The following is a 20,830-nucleotide window of genomic DNA, read 5'->3' as shown; positions in this document are numbered from 1 at the left end:
TTTAAACAATGAGACGCAATAAAAAACCCGCTAATAGTCATCTATTAGCGGGTTTTAATACATTGGGCTAAGTGCTCTAGTCTTCTTCAACTATACTCACATTGTCACAGACTTTGTTTAGATGACGCAGTGCTTGACCGATACTAGCAAAGTCAGGTCTACGCATACCTAGATCGACTTTCTCTTTCTTCTTACTGCGTGGACTTTTTTTCACGTATCGAACAAAAGGCATATAAAACTTACTTTCAGGGTGTACATCTGGCTCAATAAGCCATTCCCCCTTAAGCCATCCATTAACCGACAGTTCTGTTCTAACTCTCCGTTTGTATATTCCGTCTCGCAAAGTGATGATGTAGCCATCGCATTTAAGCTTGAGACAACCTAATACAAACTCCTTATTACTCAACGTCTTAATCTGCTCTTTATTTAACTTACCCATAATCTTTGCCCTCCTAGACATTACTAAAATCAAGCGAGATTTGATGATAAGCGCCTTTTTCATCACGCTCATAAAAGCGGATATACTCTTTGGTGTCCGTCACTTGAATAGCGTCACTGATGGCATCCATCGCACGATCCCATTTCGCATCGTTGATATCTAGACTACGCAGAGCAAGCACGCGGCCAGTCGAAACCTTACCTTCTTTATCGACCTGAAACGCCTGATTAATCAGCGCTTTGATGTTGGCGTTGCTATCTTGTGTCCAATCTGTGAGACATTCATCAATCAGCTTTTTGGCTACTTGTAGACGCTCATCAAACACAATATTTTCAGAGACGGCGACTTGTACTTTATATTTGCCGTCGTAGCTCATCAAAGTCGTATTACCTTTTTTTCCGCCCAGCTGCACGTCATACTCTTGAGCAGACAGTGCGACAAAATCATTAAAGCTATCAAATAGCTTATTTTTAGCCGTACGCATGACAGCACGGACATCGCAAGCAGTAGCGATCATGTCTTTGACAACTTCGTCACGCAATTTATCGACGGGTTTAACTTTGTCGATGGGGATTAGATGACCTTTCGCGTTTTGGACATAGCCTTCAGGTACGACACAATCGGTAATGGTTTGGGTTTGATTACTCATAATTAGATTCCTTTTGATTATTTGTCTTGTATTTAGTGAACAGTCGGAGCGTTTGATTGCATGTGCTTAATAGCATCGAGCACATAGCTCTCCACATCTTCTATTTGTCGTCTCTTACCTATAGTGATGTTTGATTGTCTAAGTAGTAGCTGATGTCGAGCGCGCATGACACGCTCTTTGGCATCAGGTACATCAGCAAGCGCAATTGCCATCATGTTTGACGCTAGCGCAAAAATCATGGCCTCGTCTGGCGATATTTGATCTGCACTGCGCCCACCCATGACAGCGCCTAAAGTCTTACTATTTTTATTTTTTGTCATAACCATTAGTCCTTTTTTAATCAGTTTGTTTGAGTAATTGTTAGCATCACTATCAGACCTAACACCAGCCACACCATCACCTTATTCATATCAGAAAGACGGCTGACCTCGTGTTTTAGCTCAGCAATATCAGACGCCGTTTGCGCTTCAAAGTCTGGATAGCGCTCAAGCATATTTTTCTGATATTGCTGTTTTAGGGTGTCATCTGGTGGCACATCATTTGAGCTATCAACACTCAAATCTATTTCGCGTAGCTCTTTTGCGATTGCCTCAGTATTAGCTGACTTCACGGCTGTCCTCCTTTCTCACTATCAGGCTTATACGCGCAGCCTTGACAAGCGCGCCAGTGGCGCAGAGCCGCAGGGTTATGCGTCGGCGCATCAGCAAGAGCGTGCTCCGTGCAGTACTGGCGGCTGACTGTCTCAGCGGCATAAGGACACGCGACCTGCTTGCGGTACGTGACATACGCATCAGCGATAGTCTTTGTATTACCCGTATAGTTGCCCGAGAGTGCCAGTGACAGGCTAGGGCGCGCGTATTTGATACGCCTTGCAATTTCAGCGTACGAGATACCGAGCTTTTCTTTTTCCTCGTGACAGGCATCGATCCAGTTAGCAGCCGTCACTGGATAATGTTTCCAGTCTTGCGGATTTTGAGCGTCAGCAGCGGTATCAATGGTTGTAGTCTTTATAGTAGACATAGCGCACCTCCTAGTACTGCGATAGCGAGTAGGATTACCATGACAAGCAATATAAGGCGGTGTAAGCTACCAACTGCTTTACGCAACTGCTCTATGTCATCAGTAGTCGTTTTCTCAAAAGTCGGCAAACGAGTCAGAGCAGCGCGTTGACGTGCTTGCGTCAGATAGTGAGCAGCGGTTTTGTCTGCCGCGACGGCATCGGCTTTGACGGTATCAAACAGTGATTGATTAGACATGACTCGCTCCCTTTTTAGCGTGTTTAGAGTTATTTTTTTCGGCTTCATGTGAGGGCGGTAATGGCTTGGCGGGGTCGTATACGACTAACCCCAAATTACCGTCATAGACTTTTTTGCCACGTTGTATTTCAGGCGCTTTTGGTCCCGTATTATGTATGAGCTGATAAATAGCCAGTTGCTTGGCTTGTCCCGCTTGGCGTACTTGTAAATACCCCGCGCTATGCAGATGACGCAGGTACTGGCGCACACTGGCGACATTCAGTACCAGCTCAGGTGTTGAACCACTAGCAATGATTTGATTAGCATTAAATGTTCTTAGGATGCGGATGGTACGCCAGATGGCCTCATTGACAGAGGGTGGCTTTGGTGCGCCTTTACTGTCAATACGTGGTGGCTTTTGACCGATATCACGTATTAGCTGATAGCGGTAGGTTGGTAGATTGCGCGTGAGGCTAATTTGCTCACGTGAGACATAGCCTGCGCTGTTTAACGCACCAAGCCATGCCTTAGCTTTACCATAATTGATACTAGGTATCGTGCGTGGCACATCACGGATGGTCACACCATCAGTGGATGCGCGCAGCATGTCCCATAGTTGTTCATAATCGCTGCGCACGATAGGACGCGGATTTGAGACAGAGAGTAGTGGGTTTGAATGGATAGTCATACCGTTTTGACAGTTACTTTTTTTAGAGTGGCTGTTTTGACACGTATGGTTTTGACAGTTACTTTCGAGTGAGTTTTGACAACGACAACACATAAAATATCTCCTAAAATGAACGTGGTTTGGGTGATTGACCAGTGATAAAGCCATTAGGTAGTAGCTGCTCGAGATCATCCATCGTCACAGAGCGCATACCGCATTCCAGAGCGCGCTGTCCTAGCATCTCAATGTTTGTGCAAGTACGGCGTGTTGAGCCACGTACTGCACCGACCAACTGCTTAAGTACTTGATCCTCAATAGTGATTTTTGGCGCATAGACTTTTGCCAGTAGTGCTGCATCATTCGCCGTCGCAGGCTGCGCGGGCACCCAGCTATGTACCCGACCATGAAAACGCTCCCAGCGTTCAAGTTTTTTGGGTAGCATCTCCTCGCCGATGATCAGTATCGTCCCTTGTGATGACTCGTAGATATCCCGTATCATCTCGATTTTGTTCCCTTTTACCAGATGATCTGCTTCATCAACGATTAACGGGCGGCCACTTTTTGCCAGCTCCTCCGCGATTTGACCGAGCATCTCAGCAGCCGTTTTGTAAGCTGGGATGGTCATCTCACGTAGCACCGACTCAAGGAAGCTCTTTTTCGTCGCAATACTAGTCGCCTGCACGTAATAGGCATTGAGTCTGTTAGCGATATAGCTGGCAGCCGAGGACTTACCATCGCCGCTTCGACCATAAAAAACCCCGATTCCTGGCAAGCTTGGATGGCGGCTCTGTATGCGTTCTATTGCCTCAAAGCACACCGCCACGTTCGTGACTTGCGCCACTCCCACCGCCGTAGGCGTATTGACATTGTTCATTACTTCACGCATGATTTAATCTCCTATGATTGAGTATGCGTACTTGATCAGGCGGTAGTCATCGCAGTGACTACCGCCACCTTTTTAGGGCTACCTAAGTAGCTAACCCCACTTAAAAAATACTTTAGTACCGTGCTGCTCCTCATGAGCGGCTTGATACGCCTTCATTTTTATTCCAAATATTTTCGACTCTGGGTACAGCTCATAAAAATCTTGGTCGCCAGCGTCCAGCTCATTGCCAGCTTTGACTTGCTCATACAGACCCAGCCATCGCTCAAACTTCTCATCTTGTGTCATATCCGTATTGCTTTTAGGCTGTGGGATGACGACCGCTTGCGGCGATGCGAAAGTCCTTAGTTCTTTATTGTCATTATTTATGCTATTTAGCTTGTCAAACGTGGCTTGCATAGCAGTCATATCAGTCGCTTGACTCTCCACTGTGACTGCATCTTTAGCCAACCGCTCATTGAGTAAGTTTTGCGCCCGCTTAATATCAGCACTTGGCATCATCTGATCTTGCACATGCTCTAGTACGCGGTGCGGTCTCATATTTTCAAGCGCCGCATCAACATGCACTTTCGCCCGTTTCACTTGACCTTGAGCACGTTTTTCTCTCGCATCGCCCAGCGCAGATTGAGCAAAGTAGCCTTTCTTATTCGCCTCAAACTCAGCGATACAGATCAGTCGATGGGTGAGGTCACGTACCCAGACCTTAGAGCCGTCATGGATGTCATAACCGACCAGCATGGTCTCGCCGTGATATTGTGTTAAGTCCGTACTAAAGTACTTATTACTAAACAAATTGATCTCACCGCGCAGACATTTACGCTGTACATAAGGTCGATACAAGTCGTCGCGCTCAGCATCTGATACCACAACCAACCCAGTGCCAGCTTTGGTCATAGCGTCAACTTGCTCATCCCACATTTTTTGTGGCGTCAGGTGCTCACGGCGTCCTGTGGTTTGGTTGTAGCGGCGGGGCAGACCAGTGTGCGGCTCATTGTTATAAGCCATGACTGCATCACTTGCGATTTGCAAAAACTCATTCCAGCCGATTAAGGCTTTTGACTCACCAAACGTCTTAATATCTTTGCGTGTTTTCTTAAACACCGCTTGCTTAGCTTGGCTGTCCATATCGTCACCTATATAAGTAGGCAGTTTTTTGGCAAGCCGTATCCAAATTGTTTGATGCACACGCTCGATAGTCCCGCGTGCTTGTGAGTTATAGGCGATAGAGTGTTTAACCTCGACACCCATACGTGTCATCAGACCCGTTGACTCATCTTTCATCATCGTATTTTTATAGCCTGATCCGTTGTCCACATAGAATATGGCAGGTATACCGTAATCACTTGCTGCGCTGGATATCGCGTCCAGTACGGCAAGGCCAGATTCTGCCAAATCAATGCTATAGCCCACCACCATACGAGTATGTACATCCAATACAGTGGTGATCTCAGGGCGAAACGGCTTGCCAGTATCAGGGTGTGCCACCTCAGCATCGAACGTATGGCCATCAGCGGTATACACATCGGTGGGCAGCAACACACTGGCGTCACGGCGCACAAACGGCTTGATATTCTTAATCTCACGACTACCCATACGCCCGCGCTCACGCTCGACATTACCGATATGTGTTTCTAAAAAGTATCGTGCCTGATGGTAGCTTGGCATCTCGACATCACTATCAGCGTAAGCCGTTTCAATACGGCGCATGACTTCGGCAAGCTCAGGCTTAGCAGGGTCGCTCCACAGTTTTAGCAGTATCCCAGCCCACGGCGGTATTTCAGTCGTGCGGGCTTTTGGCGCTAGTAATGCGACAGCGCTGGCATTGGCATCCGCCTCGCTAGTCTCAAACGCTTTTACCCAATCAAACAAGGTACGACGACTCACATTACCGCGACCCTCTTTAACGCCGCTTTTAGCCCCACTTTTAGAATTGGCACGTTTAATAGTGGCGATAAGCGTCTCGTCTAAACGCTTCTCTTTACTGGCTTTTGCAAACGCCTCTATGGCTTTGGTTTTACCCGTCAGCTCAGCGGCTTTTAGTACATAGCGCACCACAGCAATGCGAGCAATAGCACAATCCCGTTGCCAGTCGGCAAGCACTGCCGCGCTAGCAACGACGTTATTATTAGTGGTCGCCAATTCAGTAGATGAGGTTTGAGCCACATCGCTAATATCCGCATCGTGAGCTAGTGTCGCTAACGCTTGTAGTTTCACCTCTTCAAATAAAGCCTCAGGTAAAACATACTCACGGCGTACACCGCCACGACCTGAGCTAGGAACTTCTACGTACTGCCAGCCATTTTTTTCTGCATATTTATCCATGCCTCGCCGCGATTTTGGCAAGCCAGATAGTTCGTAGTTCATAATTTCTGTCATTGCGAACTGATTTTTCATGACAATAGCTCCGCAACCGTGGTATATTTAGCGGCATACCGTGGTCTAACGCGTTCTTGACCCAATGTCCAACGTGTGGGGAAAAGCAGCTGCACAGGTACATCAAGGTATTGAGCAATAGCCAGCTCCCCTTGCGTAAATGGCTCAGCTAAGGCTTTACTAGCAGAACTTTTTGGCACACCCATCTGCGTGCATAGCTCGGCCAACGTCACACCGCGCTTACGAATAGCGGCCTTGATATCTTCAGGATGCCAGCTACCATCGGGCAGCCGCTCCAGTTGGGCAAACAATGGATACGCATCAAAGGCATAAGGTTGCATAGTAATAACTCCGATCAGCCCCGCTGATTTATTTTTTAATGGTTAGATTTAGAGTTAAGCGGCTTAACTTGTAAACATAATAGTTCATAAATAGTTCTATGTAAATAGTTCATAATGAATAAATAGAACTATTTTTAAAATAATTTACTTTCACTATTAATATCAAACACTTATAAATATGGCACTAAATAGGAGAGCCTGGCATGAGTTCCGAATTGACCGAAAATAATATGGAACTGGATACACCACTCAAAAAACGGCTTTACCAGTTAATGACTGAAGATGAAAAACAGTATCCTTTCTCATTTGCTAATCGTGTAGATATAAGCAAATCCACTTTTCACAGCATTTGGACAAAAGGCAGTACCAGTATTCATAAAGGTACAGCCAAAAAAATAGCCGACGCCACAGGTGTGAACGTCGACTGGTTACATAAAGGGATTGGTGAGCCGTACAGTGTCGCAGAGCAGCAGGTAAGTACAGAGAAGGAGAGAGAGCAGATTAAAGAAACAGCAGACGCTGGTAATATTGATATGGCAATAATGATAGAAGCCCTGACCATCGTAGATAACTATTTGACGAATTATGATAAGCGCATGGACAGCGACAAAAAGGCCGAATTGGTCGTCAGTATTTACGATTTACTGTGTAAAAGCCCAGAGGCAGGTAGTACCATTACCGCCATGCTAAAGCTTGCTGTATAGCGCGACATACATTGTCGCTTTGGTTTTAAAATACTATTGTCGATAGTCATGCTAGCGCGTAAGATAGCCCTGCCATCAACGATAAGGAGCAGGAATATATGAAGACTTTAGCATTCCCAAAGCCAAGCCAGCAGGGTGATACAAGGGATCTACAGGCACAAAAAAAGGACATAGCCGCGTTATTAAGCAACCATGTCCATCCCAACCCATCTACCAGTGTTACCTTGACTGATGCGACGGGTAAAACGGTGAGTATAAACTGCAATACTGCCAATGCCGCTGAACTGTTAGACCTCGCCATAGCCTTCTTAAATAGATAATCACTCAAAGCAATAACGCAATATAGTGTAGATACACAATAATCCTAATAGGTAAGTCTATACTATATTGTCGTAGTGCCCATTTAGTGCAGAATAACTTACAATTATCATCGCAACTCAATTCGCACCACCTATTTAGTGCAGAATAACTTATAAACGCTCTCAATTGAGATCATCAGATAAAACCTAGCCAGCTGCGACTGAATGCCCCATAACTAATAGCTTCTATCCCACTTCAACCCAACTCATCCCATCTAGTCCCACTACTTATCTAGTGCAATATAAAGTACTAACTCACATCAAATGATGCGCAGTCCCACTATTTAGCTAATGAATTGCCAAACTCAATGCTTTGATCATCTGCCAATATAAGTGTGCCTTCTTTAATCTCGATCGTCATATCCTTCGTGTTTTTAATGGCACGCATGACATTGATGTCTTCAATACTACTCTCGATAATGATCTTGCCAGATTGTTCTGGCTCGATGGCTGGATCAAATTGTATGAGAGGAACATTGAAGTCTTTGCCTTGTTTCAGGTTGGCGTCTTTCATCGTTAGTGTGCCTTTAAAACTTTGTATTGCAACGTCTCCATGGTTGGATAGCATAAACTGCATTTTGACTTGGTTTAAGCTATCGCTATCACTGGTCTTAATCGGTAGGAGAGCGACAGGATACGTCTGTGCCGTCGCATTTGCTGTTTGACCTGTCACAATAGGACTTTTCTTGCCTGTTGGATTATTAGGATGCAGCCGCTCGTACTCACGCTGTTGTATGAGGGCCTGCTTGATAGTGGTACGCGGCATGGCGCCCGATTCATACGCATCGCTAAGCTTCATGCGTAGCATATATCGACTGAGTAGCTGCTGATCGTCGGCAGGTAATTGCTCAAAAGTCTGTCCCAGTTTTTTTTGCCATTGATCAGAGTCAGTCGGTATGGTTTTTTGGTCTGGATCCGTTTGTGGTGACGAGCAACCCGGTGCTATCGCTAGCATGGCGACTGCCATAGTCAGACACAACGTTTTATAAAAATGCTGCTGTAACCCCATCATCGTACCTCTCCTTATACATTTTCATCCTCATATTGAAATTGAGGATGCACCCCAATCATTGCGACTATTTTCTTAATATACCGTGTTTGGGAACAGGTTTTGTTTAGTTATCGCTAACCACAGTCGCAAACGTACGATAAGGTCAAAGAGTACATGCGTGTCGGTATGAGGCAAAAAAGAGTTCAGAGAGCAAGGTTAATCTATAAATTGTAATCTCACCTTTATAATAGCCACAAAAAAGACCAAGCTTGCGTGAGCAGACTTGGTCTTTTTGATAAAAATAGTGACAACGTTTTAGAGTCTCAGTCAATCTCAGCCAGATCGTTATGATTAATACGACTGATGAAGGATATTATTGATCGCTGTCTTGCAATTCAGATAAAGAGTGAGAGATATTGTTGTTATGGGTCACAACGATTGCCTCATCGATGATGCGCTGGCTCACACCGCGCTTACGTAACGTCTCAATAAATACTTCGTCATGAGCGAGCGTATAATCTTGATGGTCACGATCGAGTCCTTGACGAATATAAAGACGGATAAGCCCTTGAATGCGCTTAAAACCCAATTCTGAGCTGGTTGTTTCTAATAGGGCAATCATTTCTTCAGACAACCGAATACTGATCGGGCGCATGATTTTTTGCGGATGATCAGAGAACTTATTTTTTACACGTGCAGGTATCATAATAAACCATTATTTTTAGTGAGTAGGGGTAAAACACTCAAACAAAACGAACCCAATCAAAACTAATCTTACCATACAACAAAAATGCCAAAAAGAACACCGCTGCCATGCGAATATTATGATCAGTCAATATGAAAACGGCAACAATAAAAAAACCTTCATCAAATAGTGATGAAGGTTTTTAGTATATGGCTCTCCAACCTGGGCTCGAACCAGGGACACACGGATTAACAGTCCGTTGCTCTACCAACTGAGCTATTGGAGAATAAGCTGTCATAACTGCAAGTGTTTCAAGCTTTATAAAACAGTCATTACTTGGCTTGTTCGCGTTATGTGGGGCACATTTTAGCCAAGTCGTTAAAGGCTGTCAACCTTATTCTGAGATAAATTATAAATATTATCGCAATTATTATAAATAGGCGTTTATCCCTTATCAGATAGGACGTTTCAGAGCCTCTGCTCGTTCAATAGGGGCGTAAATAGGCCGATTTGCTCACAATGATACGTACGCTTATAAAAATAAAAGACGTTACGTAGAAGAATGCGCAAAAAGCGCACGCGAGTATTTAGATCGTAAGACAAAGCAGGTAATAAAAACAGTTCTATCTTGAAATAAAAGCCATTACGACATGCTTTGTCACAATAAAGTTGCAAGACAGCCCTTCACATTGGTAACAGAACTCTATAAAATACCGACCATTTGGTTTCTTTGCTATGTTTTATTAGCAGTTGCTTAAATAAAGGCGGTGCGCAAAAGATGAGTTCTACGACGATTGCCTACGGTTGCCTAACCATTGCCATTATATGTGAGGTGGTAGGGACGACATTTTTGGTGAAATCAGAGCAGTTTACCCGTTTAGGGCCGACGCTGATGATGGGGGCGCTGTATGCGCTCTCATTTTATTTATTGGCACAGACACTCAAGGTGATACCGCTAGGCATTGCTTATGCGTTATGGGGCGGGTTGGGCATTGTGCTCACATCGCTTGCAGGTTTGGTGCTATTTAAGCAAACCCTTGATACGGCAGCAGTGGTTGGCATTGCCATGATCGTTGGCGGTGTCGTTGTAATGAATTTATTGTCTAATTCTGTGGTGCATTGATATGAGTGTAGAAATAGAAAATCCTTATAAGCGTAAAAAACAGCCAGAAGTGGTTCGCCGTGCTCTGCTCGATCAAGCAGCACGGATCACGCTTGAGCAAGGGCTATCTAAAGTAACGTTTCAGGCAGTCGCTGATGCGGCAGGCGTGACAAAGGGCGGTGTGATGCATCATTTTGCAACAAAAAATGCCCTTGTGCTTGAAGTGTTTGATGATGCTATGGCGAAATTTGAGGCAGAAGTTGAGGCCGCTATGGCAAAAGATCCTGTGAGTCATGGCGCTTTTACCCGTGCTTATATCGATGCCACCATCAGTCTGGGCGAAAAAGCGCAAGAAGAATACGACAATCAAGCCACCTTATATGTATTGATGCTAGGTGATAGTGAGCTACGTGAGCTGTGGGCCAAATGGGCCAACACGCAGTTAGAAAAACATGCCGCCACTGACGATACTGAAACCCTATGTATGGCTCGTCTGGTCGCTGATGGAATTTGGCTCTCCGACTTTTCAGGTATCAACATATCAGATAAAAAATCGCTACATGATCGATTGATAAAAATGACGCAACCTGACTTTGACAATCGTTCGGGTCAATAAATATCCGGATTGCTAACCATCCAACTTTAGAATTTTAACAATGACGATATGATTTGGTAAAACGGCGTTTTGTTGCCGCTTTTATCAATCCTCTCAAGGAGTATTTATGACAGATATCAACAATTTGACAGACATTATCGATTTAGAACAAGTGCAAACTGCCTATATTAATGGTCGCTACTTAGCGGTCGATGACACGCTCGCCACTTTTGAAGACATCAATCCAGCGACAGGTGAAGTGCTGGCAACCATTCAGCAAACCACCAATGAGCAGATTGATGATGCGGTCAAAGCGGCTCATAAAGGTCAAAAAATCTGGGCGGCGATGACCACCGTTGAGCGTGGTCGTATTCTCTCAAAAGCTGTTGAGATATTACGCTCGCGCAACGATGTGCTCGCATTACTTGAGACCAAAGACACGGGCAAAGCCTACTCTGAGACAAAGTATGTCGATATCGTCACGGGTGCTGATGTGGTTGAGTACTATGCAGGACTTGCGCCCATGATTGAAGGTCGTCAGATTCCACTGCGTGACACGAGCTTTGTCTATACTCGCCGCGAGCCGCTGGGTGTGGTCGCAGGTATTGGCGCATGGAACTATCCGATTCAGATTGCGATGTGGAAAGCCGCGCCTGCATTGGCTGCTGGTAATGCGATGATCTTTAAACCATCAGAAGTCACGCCGTTGACCGCCTTAAAACTGGCAGAAATCCTGACAGAAGCGGGACTACCAGATGGTGTGTTCAATGTCGTGCAAGGCAACTACGAAGTAGGCCAAGCACTGACCAATCATCCAGATATCGCCAAGGTATCATTCACTGGTGGTGTGCCGACGGGTAAAAAGGTCATGTCGAGCGCGGCAAGCTCATCGCTAAAAGATGTGACCTTAGAGCTTGGCGGTAAGTCACCATTGATCATATTTGATGATGCTGATATCGATACCGCGGCTGATATCGCTATGATGGCGAATTTTTATAGTACCGGTCAGGTATGTACCAACGGCACGAGAGTATTTGTCCCAAAAGCGCTACAAGCCAAGTTTGAGCAAGCCATCTTAACGCGTGTTAATCGTATCAAACTGGGTGATCCAATGGACGAGAACATCAACATGGGTCCATTGGTCAGCTTCCCGCATATGGAGCGCGTACTTGGCTATATCGAGCAAGGGAAAGAGAGTGGCGCGCGTCTGCTAACGGGCGGCGCACGCGTCACAACAGACGCATTGGCTAATGGTGCTTTTGTTGAGCCGACCGTATTTACAGATTGTAGCGATGATATGACCATCGTCCGTGAGGAAATCTTTGGTCCAGTCATGTCAATATTGACTTATGAGAGCGAAGAAGAAGTCATCCGCCGCGCCAATGACACCGATTATGGCTTAGCAGCTGGATTGGTGACGACTGATTTAAAGCGTGCGCATCGCGTCATTGCTCAGATCGAAGCGGGTATTTGCTGGTTGAACACGTGGGGTGAGTCAGCGGCACAGATGCCAGTGGGTGGCTACAAGCACTCAGGCGTTGGCCGTGAAAATGGTATCGAGGCGCTTGAGCATTATACTCAGACCAAATCTATCCAAGTAGAGTTGGGTGCGTTTGAATCGGTCTTTTAACGAGTGGTATTGAGAAAGTGAGCGCAGTTTGGGCCTGATAACGCTGTGCATTTGACCTTGCTGCTACCAAGTGATTTATATTTTTCCATATTATGGAGCATGTTATGACATCAACCACCCCTGAGTACGATTATATTATTGTTGGTGCAGGGTCAGCAGGTAATGTGCTGGCCACGCGTCTGACCGAAGACGCCAATATAAAAGTATTGCTACTAGAAGCTGGTCGTCCAGACTATCGATTGGATTTTCGTACCCAAATGCCAGCGGCGCTTGCAATGCCGCTGCAAGGAACGACCTATAACTGGGGCTACAAGACAGATCCTGAGCCATATATGAACAACCGTGTCATGGACTGTGGTCGCGGTAAAGGGCTGGGCGGTTCATCGCTTATCAACGGTATGTGCTATATACGTGGCAATGCGCTCGATTTTGACGACTGGGCAAAGATAAAAGGCTTAGAAGACTGGACGTATCTCGACTGCTTGCCGTACTTTAAAAAGTCAGAAAACCGCGATGTTGGCGAAAACGACTATCATGGCGTCGGTGGTCCTGTCGAGATGACCACCTCAAAACCAGGGGTGAATCCGCTGTTTCAAGCCATGATTGAAGCTGGGGTACAAGCAGGCTATCCGCGTACCGAAGATTTGAACGGCTATCAGCAAGAAGGTTTTGGTCCGATGGATCGTTTTGTGACGCCTAATGGTCGCCGCGCATCTACGGCTCGAGGCTATCTAGATCGTGCCAAGCCACGTGACAATATCACGATTTTGACAGGGGCACTCACCGATGTGATCTTATTTGATGGTAAGCGTGCGATCGGTGTTAAAGTTGAGCATCAAGGTCAAAGCAAAAAATTCTATGCCGCTCGTGAAGTGATCGTCTCATCAGGTGCTATCGCTTCGCCGCAATTATTGCAGCGCTCAGGTATCGGCCCTGGTCAGTGGCTAAAAGACGCTGGCGTGACAGAAATACTAGATTTACCGGGTGTGGGCAATAACTTGCAGGATCATTTAGAGCTGTATATGCAGTACGAATGTAAGCTGCCAGTGTCGATTGCGCCTGCCAATAAGTGGTGGAATAAACCTGCTATTGGAGCTGAGTGGTTGTTCAATGGCACAGGCCTTGGGGCCTCCAACCAGTTTGAAGGTGGCGGTTTTATCCGTACGGATGAGACATTCACCCACCCAAATATTCAGTATCATTTCTTGCCGCTTGCCGTGCGTTACGATGGCCGTAGTGCCAGTGATTCGCACAGTTTTCAAGCCCACGTCGGTTCATTGCGTTCGCCAAGTCGTGGTCGCGTCAAGCTGACCTCAAAAGACCCCAGTGCGCATCCAAGTATTTTATTTAACTATATGTCACATGAGCAAGATTGGCAGGAGTTCCGCGCGGCGATGCGTATCACTCGTGAGATTATGCATCAACCTGCGCTGGACCCTTATCGCGGTGCTGCCATCTCACCCACCGAAGACTTGGTGACCGATCAGCAGCTAGATGACTATGTGCGCGAGCATGGCGAGACGGCTTACCATCCCTCATGTACCTGTGCGATGGGCGAAGATAATGATTCGGTCGTCAATGGTCAAGGGCTGGTACATGGTATTGATGGCTTGCGAGTCGTCGATGCATCTATCATGCCAAATATCATTAGTGGTAATCTCAACGCCACCACCATCATGCTGGCCGAAAAAATCGTTGATAAAATGAAAGGCGTACAATTGCCGCGCTCTACGGCAGATTATTATGTGGCCAATGGAGCGCCGCTACGCGCTGAGCCAATGCGCGATTATCTCTCAACGGTGTAAATGACAAGTCAGCATAAAATATGCTGCTAAATAAAGAACGATATCAGATAACTCCAAAATAATGGCCTTTCAACGTAAAGGCCTTTTTTATCAGCGTCAATATATGAGCGCAATGTATGTCATATATGGGTGCTATTTATCATTTTATTCGCTTTTATTCATTGGTACTGCTTTGTGCGTCATGCGGTTAAGTATACGTTATGTGGTCAAAAGTCATAATACTATGCCGGACAAAGCAATATCGGACACTGTTTAATTTACTTATTTGAGGTCTTTTATGTACAGTTCGCCATCAAAAGAGGTGACGAAACCGTTGAGCCTAAACAAAACTGTGTTTTTAGGTTCGGCTATTATTTCTATTTTATTGATCATCTGGACCATTGCTTTTCCAGATTATAGTGAGACCTTACTTGGTGCAAGTATGGCGTGGGTATCAGACAAGTTTGGCTGGTACTATATGTTGGTGGTTGCTGCTTATAGTATTTTTGCTTTGTTCGTTGGTTTTTCTAAATATGGCGATATTAAGCTGGGTCAAGACCACGAAAAAGCGCAGTTTCCGTTTTTAGCGTGGGCGGCCATGCTGTTTTCAGCGGGTATTGGTATTGATCTGCTATTTTTTGGGGCATCAGAGCCATTGATGCATTATTTAACGCCGCATACTGGCCTAGAGCCTGCGAGCGCCGAGGCCATGCGTCAAGCGCTTGCTCAGACTTTTTTGCATTGGGGTCTGCATGGCTGGGGTATTTATGCGCTGATTGGTATGGCACTGGCTTACTTTGCTTACCGCAAAAACATGCCACTTGCGCTACGCTCACCGCTCACGCCAATATTTGGTGAACGCTTGATCAAAGGCTGGCTAGGTGATGGGATTGATACTTTCGGTGTTGTCTGTACGTTGATGGGTATTGCGACGAGCCTAGGTATTGGGGTGCTACAAGCCAATGCTGGCTTGACCCATGTCTTTGGTATTGAATCTAGCAAGATGGTTCAGGCGCTGATCATTGTCGGTGTGGTCGTCGCTGCCGCTGTCTCTGCGATGACAGGTGTTGAAAAAGGCGTACGTCGTCTGTCTGAATTCAATATGTTGTCGTCAATATTGCTATTGCTTGCCATCCTCGTGATGGGTAATACCGTCTATTTATTAAACACCTTTACGCAAAATATTGGTCAATATTTCCAAACCATTATCTATAAAACCTTTGATGTTTATGCCTATGACGGTACTGCCGGTGCCGACTGGAAATCAGGTTGGACGATATTTTTCTGGGCATGGTGGGTGGCTTGGGCACCGTTTGTTGGTCTGTTTATCGCGCGTATCAGCCGTGGCCGTACGCTACGTGAATTTGTCTTTGGCGTGATGTTCATTCCATTGGGCTTTATTTTTGCATGGTTCTCTATCTTTGGTAACACTGCGATAGATCTGGTTGCCAATGGCGCAACGGCGCTTGGTGAAACTGCCGTCAATGATGCCGCCATGGGCATGTTTGCGCTATTTGAATATTTCCCCTATAGCGAAGTGCTTTCATTTGCAGGTGTGATCATTGGTCTGGTGTTCTTTGTCACCTCTGCGGACTCAGGCGCGTTGGTACTTGCCAATCTGAGCTCAAAAGGCATGACTAATGACACGGATGCACCGGTTTGGTTGCGTTTGTTTTGGGCGGTGGCAACAGGTCTTATCACACTAGGATTATTGTTTGCGGGCGGTTTTGCCTCATTACAATCGGTCTCTGTGATTGCAGGTTTGCCGTTCTCTTTGATTCTGGTGCTCTACATGATGTCCATGTGGAAGTCACTGAAAGAAGAGGGCAATAAGCGCAAAGCCAGCACGATTGGTACTGCCAATGTGCTCGACAGCGGTAAGAGCTGGAGAGCACGTTTGCAGCGTATTGTGAGCTTCCCAGGTCACGCGCAAGTCGAAAAGTTCTTAAAAACGGTGGTGATGCCAGCGATGACTGAGGTCGAAAAAGAGTTCAAAGCAGGTGGTCTCAAAACCTCTTTAGATGCGCATAATCTTGCCAGTATCGGTGAAGATATCGATGCAGGCATGGGCCAAGACAGTGCTCAGGTCGACGGTCTAAAACTGCGCGTCGGTCATGGTGATGAAGATGACTTTGTTTATGAAGTTAACTTGATCAAAGCTGAACGTCCAAACTTTACCTTAAACACCTCAACCAAGCATGCTGAGTTTTACTACCGTGCTGAGGTGTTTTTAAGCGATGGCTCGCAGGAGTACGACTTGGTGGGCTACACCAAAGAGCAAGTGCTGGTCGATATTCTGCATCAGTATGAGCGCCATTTGCAGTATCTACATTTAGAGCGTTAATGGTCTAGATTATCGTGCTATATCGCGCTATCAATCTATATGTACGATAGCCGATAAGTGACCGTCTTTATAAGAAAGTGTTATAAGCAATGACCCCATAAGTTGACTACCGCTTATGGGGTTTTTTGTGGCAAATAAGGTAAATGGGAAGTAGAACAAGCCTGAGATAACATATAGCCAATATAAGGTAAAATCCATCAAACAAGCGGACAGCTTTTAACACATAGACAAAGGATATCGTTGTGAGCAGATTAAAATACATAGCGCATTACTCAGAGCAGATTCAAACGCAAGCGGCGCAAATGATAAGCGACGGTCGGATGGGTGAGTATTTGGATAAAAAATATCCCACCCAGCACCAAGTGCAAAGTGATAAGGCGCTTTATCACTATGTCAATGAGATAAAAAACCAATACATGCGCAAGATTGGCCCGCTATCAAGCGTCAGCTATAGCAGTAAGTTAAAGGTACTAAAGCATGCGCTAGGTATCCATACTACCCAGTCTCGCGTGCAAGGCAGCAAGCTTAAATCCCATAACAGTATCACGGTTGCCAGTCTATTCAAAGACGCACCGCCAGAGTTTTTACGGATGATTGTGGTACATGAGCTGGCGCATTTTAAAGAACATGATCATAACAAGGCGTTTTATCAACTGTGTTGTCATATGGAACCTGAGTATCATCAGCTCGAATTAGATATGCGTTTATGGTTGCACTGGCAAGAGCAATGATTGGACAGCAATATAAAGTCAAAACATCTCTTTGCCACCGTCTGAAAACGCTCAACGTTATCGCTAACCGTGCTAAGCTTGCCTCTACTAAAAATTTAACTGCCAAATCATAAATTGAGACACAATTTTTTTGTTATCTCACGAAAAATAGAGAAAAAAATGATCAATACTAGGGCGTGTTGAATATTCGACCATGGCACTGACAGCGACTATTTTTTAGGCGATTCGATGTTAAAAATAATAAGTTTAGTCACTCTAAGCGCCAACATCTACAAAATGCCAAAGTTGCAGCCAACAAAATCGAAGACAAAGAATTTAAGGTTGAGATAGATGAGCTGCTTGCGAAACTGGTGACTGAATGATCGACCTTGTCCAATAGGATAATGGATGAATGACTTACTCAATAAAAATACTCACAAAAACACGTGGATAGTGCCTGTTGCTTGCCTATTAGCAGGGGGTGCGCTTACTGGTATCTCGACCAACTTGGCAAAATATGCTGTCAATATCGGTCTAACACCACTCGCGTTTTTGTTTTGGTCGATCACTGGCGCGGCCATTATTTTACTAATCGTTGCTCTTATCAAACAAGAGATACCGCCTATTAGTGCCCGTAGTATCGAGTATTATTTTGTTGCCGCCTTTGTTAGCGTGGCGGCTGCCAATTTACTGCTCTTTTCGGCCATTCCTCATGTTGGGGCAGGGTTTGTTGCCCTCATTATTTCCTTACCCCCACTGCTAACGTATCTTGGCGCACTGCTGCTACGTATGGAGCGTTTTTATCTCATTCGTGCGCTTGGCGTAGTGGCGGCGCTTCTTGGCGCAGGGGTGTTGGCTATTCATAAGCTTTCTGCACCAGAATCTAGTGTCTTCTGGATTTTAATCGCGCTGTGCGGGCCAGTGCTACTCGCCATTGGTAATATCTATCGGACATTACGCTGGCCTGACAATGCTTCATCTAGTGCGATTGCACCCGGCATGCTAGTTGCGGCGGCGCTGTTGTTAGGTTTGTTTAGTGCGTTCTCTGATTTTTCTGTCGCGATATCTTTGGATGCTTGGCTGCTGCTAGGATTGATAGTCGTACAAGCGTGGGTGTTTGCTGGTCAGTTTTTCTTATTATTTCTTTTGCAAAAAACAGGTGGGCCTGTATTGCTCAGTTTGCTAGGGGCGGTTGGGGCTGTCGTTGGTGTACCGATTGCGATATTTTTGCAGGGAGAGCGTCCACCTGAGGGGTTGTTTTTGGGGGCATCTTTGATAGCTATCGGCGTGGTGCTGGTGACATGGGGCGGCGTAAAAATGGCGATAATAATAACAAAAGAAGAATGAGAGACAGCTTAGCAAGTGGGGGCTTAGCAAGTGGGAAAAAGGAGTCAGTACGTCAGTCAGTATTGTATGATCTTGCAAGTATTTGATATCTCATCTGAATGACTCTTAGGATCTATATTGATTCAATAATTGGTTACGATTCTCTCAAATCAGTTTTTGTGAATAGGGCAAAAAAGGAGTATAAGTATCGTGGTTATTGTTGTCATGGGTTCAAGCTATGAATGCAGCCGCACGTTATCGATTATTGAATAATGTTACGATTCTGATTAGTGTCATCGCGGTAGCTATTGTCTTATTGGATAGTGGCTTTACGTTGCCCATTTGGCTGCAACAAGTGTTTCATATTTTTTACTTGGTCGTTATTTTGCTCAGCTTTGTGGTGACGGTTGGCCGTTATCTCTACACAAACAAACCGCGAACGCTCAATAAAGTTGCTATTTTTGATGCTTTTACCAGTATCGCGATTGTCATTTTACTTACCGCGCATTTCACTGATTTGGTGCGTTCTGGCTTGGACGCCGCCGTTGATGGTTTTGTCGCGATAAAAATCGCCGTGTTTGTCACCTTTATCCGTGAACTCTCTGATCATAATTTCAATCTCAATCGCACCTTTTTGCATCCTGCACAGTTTTTTATTTTAAGTTTCTTAGCCGTTGTGCTGGTTGGTGCTTTGCTCCTAATGATGCCCAATGCGACAACGCAGCCGCTGTCCTTTATTGATGCGCTCTTTACCGCGACTAGTGCCGTTTGTGTGACTGGGCTTATTGTCGTGGATACGGCAACCTATTTTACGACGTTTGGCCAAGTCATTATTATGGGACTGATACAAATCGGCGGCCTAGGTATTTTGACGTTCGTGACCTATTTTAGTTACTTCTTTAAGGGCGGCGTCAGCTACGAGACGCAAGCGAGTATTAGCGAGATGTCTTATATGCGCGGCATGGGTGATGTGGTGTCGACACTTAAGTCTATTTTATATGTGACATTCGCCGTTGAGGCGGTGGCGGCGGCACTCATTTATATCAGCATTTATGATATGCCTGATATGAACTGGTCTGAGCAATTGTTTTTTTCGGTCTTTCATGCGATATCCGCTTTTTGTAATGCTGGGTTTTCTACCTTTAGTGCTGGCATGTATGACGATTCGCTACGTTTTAATTATCCATTGCAGCTTATCATTGCGATGACCTTTATCTTTGGCGGTATGGGCTTCACCATTGTGGTCAATGTGCTGCGGTATTTGCGTCATCGCGCTGAGCGACTGATATATCGCAATGACCGGCACCATATTTATCAGCCTTGGTTGCTGAATATCAACAGCCGTATTACCTTGATTACGACTGGGGCGTTATTGTTGACTGGTCTGGTTGGGGTGATGGTATTTGAATACAACAATGTACTCGCTGACCATACCGGTTTCTTTGACAAGCTTATCACAGGGTTTTTTACGGCTGCCACGCCGCGAACCGCAGGGTTCAATGTCATTGATATGGGTGAGCTGACTTTTCCAACGGTCATGCTAACGATATTTTTGATGTGGATTGGGGCGTCGCCCAACTCAACGGGTGGTGGTATCAAGACCAGTACCTTTGCGATTGCGCTATTAAATACACTGAGTCTAGCCCGTGGGCAAACAAAGATAGAAGTCTTCAAGCGTCAGATTGCGGAGATTTCAGTCCGCCGCGCGTTCTCTATTATGTGGTTGTCATTATTGGTCATCGGTACGGGTGTGACGCTGATTAGTTATGATCAGCCAGAGCTTGATTTGATCAAAGTGGTATTTGAATGTTTCTCAGCTTATAGCACGGTGGGGCTAAGTTTAAACCTGACAGCAGACTTATCGGATTTTAGTAAAGTGGTGGTGTCGGTCATCATGTTTGTTGGACGGGTCAGTATGCTGACGATATTTATTGCGCTACTCAAAAACATGCGCCAACGCAATTATCGCTATCCGACTGAGGAAATCACGATTAACTAACTTGTGATAAATAG

At 45.5% G+C, this 20,830-nt stretch carries 22 protein-coding genes and 1 tRNA gene; 10 read left to right on the top strand and 13 right to left on the bottom strand.

All coding sequences use genetic code 11. The annotated features are described in order from the left end of the window. Positions 1 to 76: 76 nt before the first annotated feature. The 10 genes from AOT82_RS05000 to AOT82_RS04955 form a co-directional block, all read right to left on the bottom strand. Positions 77 to 439: a hypothetical protein gene (locus AOT82_RS05000; RefSeq protein WP_071002064.1), complete on the bottom strand. Its 363-nt coding sequence runs from the start codon at positions 437 to 439 to the stop codon at positions 77 to 79. Positions 440 to 452: 13 nt separating this feature from the next. Beyond that, positions 453 to 1,088 (bottom strand): DUF3164 family protein, encoded by a 636-nt coding sequence (locus AOT82_RS04995; RefSeq protein ID WP_071002063.1) that lies wholly within the window; start codon positions 1,086 to 1,088, stop codon positions 453 to 455. A gap of 32 nt (positions 1,089 to 1,120) precedes the next feature. Continuing rightward, on the bottom strand, positions 1,121 to 1,408 hold the full coding sequence (locus AOT82_RS04990; protein ID WP_071002062.1) for a hypothetical protein: 288 nt from the start codon (positions 1,406 to 1,408) through the stop codon (positions 1,121 to 1,123). A gap of 20 nt (positions 1,409 to 1,428) precedes the next feature. Then, entirely contained in the window at positions 1,429 to 1,698 is a 270-nt protein-coding gene (locus tag AOT82_RS04985; protein ID WP_071002061.1) for a hypothetical protein, read from the bottom strand. Then, a complete protein-coding gene (locus AOT82_RS04980) occupies positions 1,695 to 2,108 on the bottom strand; it encodes a hypothetical protein (RefSeq protein ID WP_083328858.1) in 414 nt (137 codons plus the stop codon). Before AOT82_RS04980 ends, AOT82_RS04985 begins: the two co-directional genes overlap by 4 nt. Next, positions 2,096 to 2,344, bottom strand: a complete 249-nt coding sequence (locus tag AOT82_RS04975; protein WP_071002060.1) for a hypothetical protein — start codon at positions 2,342 to 2,344, stop codon at positions 2,096 to 2,098. The genes AOT82_RS04980 and AOT82_RS04975 overlap by 13 nt, the downstream gene beginning before the upstream one ends. After that, positions 2,337 to 3,011: a hypothetical protein gene (locus AOT82_RS04970; RefSeq protein WP_156770972.1), complete on the bottom strand. Its 675-nt coding sequence runs from the start codon at positions 3,009 to 3,011 to the stop codon at positions 2,337 to 2,339. The genes AOT82_RS04975 and AOT82_RS04970 overlap by 8 nt, the downstream gene beginning before the upstream one ends. A 103-nt stretch (positions 3,012 to 3,114) precedes the next feature. Further along, entirely contained in the window at positions 3,115 to 3,876 is a 762-nt protein-coding gene (locus AOT82_RS04965) for an AAA family ATPase (protein ID WP_071002058.1), read from the bottom strand. 90 nt (positions 3,877 to 3,966) lie between these two features. After that, complete coding sequence (locus AOT82_RS04960; RefSeq protein ID WP_197496733.1) at positions 3,967 to 6,237, bottom strand: Mu transposase C-terminal domain-containing protein; 2,271 nt, start codon at positions 6,235 to 6,237, stop codon at positions 3,967 to 3,969. 26 nt (positions 6,238 to 6,263) lie between these two features. Next, positions 6,264 to 6,587: a helix-turn-helix domain-containing protein gene (locus tag AOT82_RS04955; protein WP_083328857.1), complete on the bottom strand. Its 324-nt coding sequence runs from the start codon at positions 6,585 to 6,587 to the stop codon at positions 6,264 to 6,266. A gap of 203 nt (positions 6,588 to 6,790) precedes the next feature. Between AOT82_RS04955 and AOT82_RS04950 the strand changes: the two genes are divergently transcribed. Together AOT82_RS04950 and AOT82_RS04945 are read left to right on the top strand one after the other, a co-directional pair. Beyond that, a complete protein-coding gene (locus AOT82_RS04950) occupies positions 6,791 to 7,291 on the top strand; it encodes a hypothetical protein (protein WP_071002056.1) in 501 nt (166 codons plus the stop codon). 98 nt (positions 7,292 to 7,389) lie between these two features. Continuing rightward, the gene (locus tag AOT82_RS04945) at positions 7,390 to 7,611 is read left to right on the top strand and encodes a hypothetical protein (RefSeq protein ID WP_071002055.1); all 222 of its coding nucleotides are present in this window, start codon (positions 7,390 to 7,392) and stop codon (positions 7,609 to 7,611) included. Positions 7,612 to 7,930: 319 nt separating this feature from the next. On the opposite strand, the gene AOT82_RS04940 is transcribed toward AOT82_RS04945, so the two are convergent. The 3 genes from AOT82_RS04940 to AOT82_RS04930 form a co-directional block, all read right to left on the bottom strand. Beyond that, positions 7,931 to 8,662, bottom strand: coding sequence for a hypothetical protein (locus AOT82_RS04940; RefSeq protein ID WP_227517185.1), 732 nt, complete (start codon positions 8,660 to 8,662; stop codon positions 7,931 to 7,933). A 352-nt stretch (positions 8,663 to 9,014) separates the two neighbouring features. Further along, a complete protein-coding gene (locus tag AOT82_RS04935; RefSeq protein WP_071002054.1) occupies positions 9,015 to 9,347 on the bottom strand; it encodes a CopG family transcriptional regulator in 333 nt (110 codons plus the stop codon). Positions 9,348 to 9,536: 189 nt separating this feature from the next. Then, a tRNA-Asn gene (locus AOT82_RS04930) sits at positions 9,537 to 9,612 on the bottom strand. 492 nt (positions 9,613 to 10,104) lie between these two features. Here AOT82_RS04930 and AOT82_RS04925 point away from each other — a divergent pair. From AOT82_RS04925 to AOT82_RS04890, 8 genes are all read left to right on the top strand, one after another. Then, on the top strand, positions 10,105 to 10,449 hold the full coding sequence (locus tag AOT82_RS04925) for a DMT family transporter (protein WP_071002053.1): 345 nt from the start codon (positions 10,105 to 10,107) through the stop codon (positions 10,447 to 10,449). A gap of 1 nt (position 10,450) precedes the next feature. Then, entirely contained in the window at positions 10,451 to 11,044 is a 594-nt protein-coding gene (locus AOT82_RS04920) for a TetR/AcrR family transcriptional regulator (RefSeq protein ID WP_058023770.1), read from the top strand. Positions 11,045 to 11,150: 106 nt separating this feature from the next. Then, a complete protein-coding gene (betB, locus tag AOT82_RS04915) occupies positions 11,151 to 12,653 on the top strand; it encodes a betaine-aldehyde dehydrogenase (RefSeq protein WP_071002052.1) in 1,503 nt (500 codons plus the stop codon). A gap of 104 nt (positions 12,654 to 12,757) precedes the next feature. Continuing rightward, entirely contained in the window at positions 12,758 to 14,458 is a 1,701-nt protein-coding gene (gene betA / locus AOT82_RS04910) for a choline dehydrogenase (protein ID WP_071002051.1), read from the top strand. A gap of 277 nt (positions 14,459 to 14,735) precedes the next feature. Next, positions 14,736 to 16,781: a choline BCCT transporter BetT gene (betT, locus tag AOT82_RS04905; RefSeq protein WP_071002050.1), complete on the top strand. Its 2,046-nt coding sequence runs from the start codon at positions 14,736 to 14,738 to the stop codon at positions 16,779 to 16,781. A gap of 242 nt (positions 16,782 to 17,023) precedes the next feature. Beyond that, on the top strand, positions 17,024 to 17,512 hold the full coding sequence (locus tag AOT82_RS04900; RefSeq protein ID WP_058023766.1) for a M48 family metallopeptidase: 489 nt from the start codon (positions 17,024 to 17,026) through the stop codon (positions 17,510 to 17,512). Positions 17,513 to 17,899: 387 nt separating this feature from the next. Then, positions 17,900 to 18,838, top strand: coding sequence for a DMT family transporter (locus AOT82_RS04895; RefSeq protein WP_071002049.1), 939 nt, complete (start codon positions 17,900 to 17,902; stop codon positions 18,836 to 18,838). A gap of 217 nt (positions 18,839 to 19,055) precedes the next feature. Then, positions 19,056 to 20,816: a TrkH family potassium uptake protein gene (locus AOT82_RS04890; RefSeq protein ID WP_071002048.1), complete on the top strand. Its 1,761-nt coding sequence runs from the start codon at positions 19,056 to 19,058 to the stop codon at positions 20,814 to 20,816. The last annotated feature ends 14 nt before the right edge of the window (positions 20,817 to 20,830 follow it).

This window comes from Psychrobacter sp. AntiMn-1, assembly GCF_001854065.1.
Classification (GTDB): Bacteria; Pseudomonadota; Gammaproteobacteria; order Pseudomonadales; family Moraxellaceae; genus Psychrobacter; species Psychrobacter pacificensis.
The sequence above is the reverse complement of the archived record's forward strand: the minus strand, read 5'-3'. Positions and strand labels throughout refer to the sequence as shown.